Annotated in this window: 5 protein-coding genes; all 5 read right to left on the bottom strand. The window is 76.6% G+C overall.

The genetic code is table 11. The features are described from left to right. A partial coding sequence (locus NBM05_RS15095) for a Na+/H+ antiporter subunit E (RefSeq protein WP_254169138.1) occupies nt 1–604 on the bottom strand: 604 nt, incomplete at its 3' end. Between the two features lie 5 nt (nt 605–609). After that, a complete protein-coding gene (locus tag NBM05_RS15090; protein ID WP_254169136.1) occupies nt 610–2,193 on the bottom strand; it encodes a proton-conducting transporter transmembrane domain-containing protein in 1,584 nt (527 codons plus the stop codon). A 106-nt stretch (nt 2,194–2,299) separates the two neighbouring features. Beyond that, on the bottom strand, nt 2,300–2,782 hold the full coding sequence (locus tag NBM05_RS15085) for an aldo-keto reductase family protein (protein WP_254169134.1): 483 nt from the start codon (nt 2,780–2,782) through the stop codon (nt 2,300–2,302). Nucleotides 2,783–2,853: 71 nt separating this feature from the next. Then, nucleotides 2,854–3,342, bottom strand: a complete 489-nt coding sequence (locus NBM05_RS15080; RefSeq protein WP_254169132.1) for an LLM class flavin-dependent oxidoreductase — start codon at nt 3,340–3,342, stop codon at nt 2,854–2,856. Between the two features lie 148 nt (nt 3,343–3,490). Next, on the bottom strand, nt 3,491–4,423 hold a 933-nt coding region (locus tag NBM05_RS15075; protein ID WP_254169130.1), incomplete at its 5' end, for an ABC transporter ATP-binding protein.

Below are 4,423 nucleotides of genomic sequence, written 5' to 3'. Positions count from 1 at the left end.
TTCTGTTTTTTTTTTTTCCAAGAAGAGGCCGGCATCCGAGTTCTTGCTTGGTCTGGGGGGCTGGGAGATGTGTAAAAGAGCCCGCCCCGGGCGGCCCCCCCCGCCGCTGCAGCGCCTCCCACTGGCCGGCGGGGTCCAAGGCCGGGGAGAGCGTGTGGAGCTCGACGACGTCGCCGCCCGCCGGACCATCGCCCCGCGCGGACCCGTCCCCAGGACCGCCGCCCTCGCGGGTCCGCTGGACCATCGAGCCCGGCATGAGGTTCATCAGCAGCAGCGCGAGCCGCCGTCCCGAGCCCTCCGGCAGGATCAGGGGCGCGGTCACCACCGCGGGCTCGACGTCGGGCACCCGCCGTACGGCCCGCCGGGCGACGTCGACTCCGCCGATGACCGTCTGCCCCAGGAACCACGCCGCGAGCGAGACCGCCGCCACGGCCCGCCGCGGCAGCGAGCGCACCTCGAGGGGTCCAGGCGGCAGCAGCGCGAGGCTCAGGGCCGTCGCCCCGGCCACCGAGACCGCCCCGTAGAGGAGGTAGTCGGCCGCTCCCCGGGAGAGCAGCAGCCACACCGCCGCGAGCAGGGCGGCGCGCACCGCGAACGCGATCACCCGCCTCATCCGAGCCACCACCCGGCGGCCAGGGCCAGCACGGAGGCCGTCAGCACCGCGAGGATCGCGACGCCGGAGCCCGCCCACGCGGAGACGCGCCGGTCCGCCGCCCCGGCGAGCCGCATGGCCACCCGGCCCAGACCCGACCAGCCGCCGGCCCACGCCGCGGCGGCCCGCCCCAGGCACGCGAGGCGGGCCCGCGCACGAACCGGCCCCCGCGGTTCCGCACCGCCGCGGCGGCCCGCTCCGCCCCGACGACCAGGTCGCCCGGCGGCACGAGCGAGCCGTCCGCGCGCGGCCACCGGCGGGAGCCGACCGCGCTGGGCTGCCCACCAGGCCGCGCCGCCCAGGACCAGCCCGAGCAGCAGCGGCCACGCCGCGTTCCACAGGGTCGAGGCGTCCCACGAGGGCAGCCCGAGCGGCGTCCACGCCACGCCGACCAGCCACGGCACCGTCAGCCCGGCCGCGACCAGCGCGCCCCAGGCGAGGAACTCCGCGTCGGCCCCGCCGCGGGGCGCCCGCTCGGCCGTGGACAGGACGCGGCCGAAGCGCAGGAGCAGCAGCGTCGACCCGGTCGCGACCAGCGGCAGCAGCACGTCCAGGCCCACGCCGAGCACCTCGATCCCCGCGACCGACTCCTTCGCCGCGTACTTGCCGAACGCGCCCGCGGTCAGCGGGGCCCCCGCGACCGAGAGCCCGGCCAGGACGGTGCCGACCAGCACCACGACGCCGGGCCGCCCGGCCCCGTGCCGCTGCGCGACCGGCACGCCCAGGAACAGCGCACCCTTGGCCAGGCCGTGGTGGACGGCGTAGAGGACCGCGGCGGCCGAGGTCTCGGGCGCCAGCCGCGGATCGAGCAGCCCGACGCCGACCAGGCACCCGATGAACGCCATCTGCGAGATGGTCGAGTATGCCAGCACCACCTTCGGGTCGTCCTGCAGCAGGCCCACGACGACGCTCAGCAGCGCCCCCGCCAGGCACAGGCCGAGCAGCACCCAGCCCAGCGTCTGCGCGTCGGGACGCGCGGGGCCGTCCTCGCCCAGCGGGAAGAACCGCAGCCAGCCGACCAGCCCGGCCTTGACCATCGCGCCGGACAGCACCGCCGAGGCCGCCGGCGGCGCGGCCGGATGGGCCAGCGGCAGCCACACGTGGAACGGCACGAGCCCGGCCTTGATGCCGAAGCCGACCAGGAGCAGGGCGAGGATCAGCCCCGCGTGGCCGGAGGAGGCGACGGCGTCGGGCCCGCTCCCGGGCCCCACGCCCGGCCCCGACTCCACGGCCGCCCGCACCGCGGCGTCGACGGCGGCCGCGACCTCCGCCGAGGCCTCGTCCTCCAGGACGTCGCCGTAGAACCGCCGGGCCCGCTCCGAGCCGGTCACGCCCGCCACGAAGGTCGCCACGGCGTAGCGCGCCGGGATGGAGAACGCGCCGGGCGCCTCGGGCTCCAGCAGCGCGACGAAGCTGCGCTGCGCGTTCTCCTTGGCCTGGGGCCGGAGGTCGCGGAGGCGGTCCAGGGGGTCGCCCGGGGAGACGCCGGCCAGCAGGTTGACGATGTCGGCGGTGGGGGTCGTGCGGTCCTGGTCGGTCATCGGTGGGGTGCTCCTTCGCGGGGGTGCTGTCTGTGCGCGGCGGCCGGTGGGCCCGGCGCGGGGTTCGCCTCGTGGTCGGCGGTGGGCATGTGGCGGTCGGTCCGCCTCAGCCTCGGCTGCCCACCAGCGCCTCGTGCTCGGCGGTGGCGATGCCCAGGCGCGGGGCCACCTCGGTGGCCAGCAGCTCGAGCGAGCGCAGGGTCTCCTCGTGGGTGACCGGCGCCGAGTGGACCTGGAAGGCCACCAGCGTCGCGTGGTCGGTGACGACCCGGTCCCGGGAGAGCCGCTCGACGATCTCTTCGGGCGTGCCCAGGAACGTATCCGTCGCGACGAGCAGCTCCTCGTCGCCCAGGCCCGAGGTGTCGCGCCCGACCAGGCGGTCCGCCTCGCCCTTCCGCAGCTTCTCGGCGGTGCGGCGCACCAGCCCGGCGCGGTCCGCGGCGTCGACGGCGATCGCGGTGCGCGAGGCCATGATCCGCGGCGTCGCGCCCTCCGGCAGCTTCTCGAGGTAGGCCTCCACCACGGGGACCTGGATCTCGCTCAGCTCCGCGCCCGGGGCGTCCCGGCGGGGCTGGGTGCGGGAGAGCATCAGCCCGTCCCCGCGCCCTCCGGCGATGCCCGCCCCGAAGGTCCCGAAGCTCGCCTGCCACAGCTTCCCCGTCAGCTGCGGCGCGGCAGGGTAGGGCGTTTGCCGCCCGCGGTCCCCCCGCCGCGCCACAGGGTCTCGAGGGTCTCCAGCTTGGCGCCGAAGGCGGGGCCGCGCTCGGCGAAGTCGGCCCCGAACGCCTCGAACGACGCCGGGTTCCCGCCCGAGCCCAGCCCGATCTGCAGGCGCCCGCCGGACAGCTCGTCCAGCACGGCCGCGTCCTCGGCGACCCGGACCGCGTCCTCCATCGGCAGCGTGATGACGCCGGTGGCCAGCCCGATCCGCCGGGTCCGCTGGGCCGCGGCCGAGAGCAGCAGGAACGGCGAGGGCAGCCCGCCCTCCGCGGCGTGGAAGTGGTGCTGGGCGACCCACGCGCTGTCGAAGCCCAGCCGCTCGGCGGCCTCGATCTGCTCGAGGGCGTAGCGGTAGCGCTCCGTCGCGCTCGCGTCCTCCAGCAGGCGGGTGAAGAAGCCCAGGGTCTTGGTGCTCGCGTTCTCGGTCATCGGGTGCCTTTCGTTGCGTATCGCGCTCGGTGTGGTGGGTGCCCGCCCGGGGCGGCGGGGGCGTGCGGTCCGCCGCCGGCTCGTGCCGCGGCGCGCCGGGGCCGGGGCTCCGGCCGGGACCGGGGCCGGCGTCGTCGTGCGTCCCCGCTCAGCGCGAGGGGCCCGACACCGCCCCCAGCGGCCGCGGGATCGCGGAGAGCAGCCGCCGGGTGTAGGGGTCGCGGGGGCGCTCGAAGATCTCCCCGGCGGGCCCCGACTCCACCTGGTGCCCGCGGGAGACCACGGACACAGTATCCGAGATCTGGCGCACGACCGCCAGGTCGTGGGAGATGAACAGGTACGTCAGGTCGAGTTCCCGCTGCAGCCGCTCGAGCAGCCGGAGGATCTGCGCCTGCACGGTCACGTCCAGCGCGGAGACGGCCTCGTCGAAGACCACGAGGCGCGGCTCGATCACCAGCGCCCGCGCGATCGCGACCCGCTGCAGCTGCCCGCCGGACAGCTCGCGCGGCCGGCGCCCCGCGAGCTCGGCCGGCAGGGCCACCTGCTCCATGACCTCGGCGACGCGGGCGCGGCGCTCGGCGCGCGTGCCGATCCTGAAGTTGACCAGGGGCTCCTCGATCGCGGCCGCGATGGTGAACTTGGGGTCGATCGCCGTGTACGGGTTCTGGTGGACCAGCTGGACCGTGCGGCGGAACTCCCGCCGCTCGCGCTTGCCCAGGCGCGCGACGTCGTACCCGGCCACCACCGCGGTGCCGGAGTCCGGGGCGATCAGCCCGGCGATGGCCTTCCCCAGCGTGGTCTTGCCGGAGCCGGACTCGCCGACGACGCCGTGGGTGCTCCCCTCGGCGACGTCGAAGCTCACGCCCTCGATGCCGATGACGTCCGCCCGGCCCTCAGCGGTGGCCTCGGGGCGGGCGTAGACGCGGGTGAGGTCCCGGACGGAGAGCAGGGGTGCGGCGGGGGAGGCGGGCGTGGCGGTGGCCGCGGTGTCCGCCGTCGTGACGGTCGCCTCCGCGGCATCGACGCCGGCCGGCCTGGCCTCGGCCCCGGCCGGCGAGGCGCCGACCGATTCCTCGTCGGC

This window comes from Rothia santali, from assembly GCF_024199905.1.
Taxonomy (GTDB): Bacteria; Actinomycetota; Actinomycetes; order Actinomycetales; family Micrococcaceae; genus Rothia; species Rothia santali.
This window is presented reverse-complemented; position numbering and strand designations above follow the sequence as displayed.

Coding starts and splice junctions, on each gene's coding strand:
- NBM05_RS15090 (WP_254169136.1), bottom strand. CDS start 2,193: ATGACCGACCAGGACCGCACGACCCCCACCGCCGACATCGTCAACCTG.
- NBM05_RS15085 (WP_254169134.1), bottom strand. CDS start 2,782: ATGCTCTCCCGCACCCAGCCCCGCCGGGACGCCCCGGGCGCGGAGCTG.
- NBM05_RS15080 (WP_254169132.1), bottom strand. CDS start 3,342: ATGACCGAGAACGCGAGCACCAAGACCCTGGGCTTCTTCACCCGCCTG.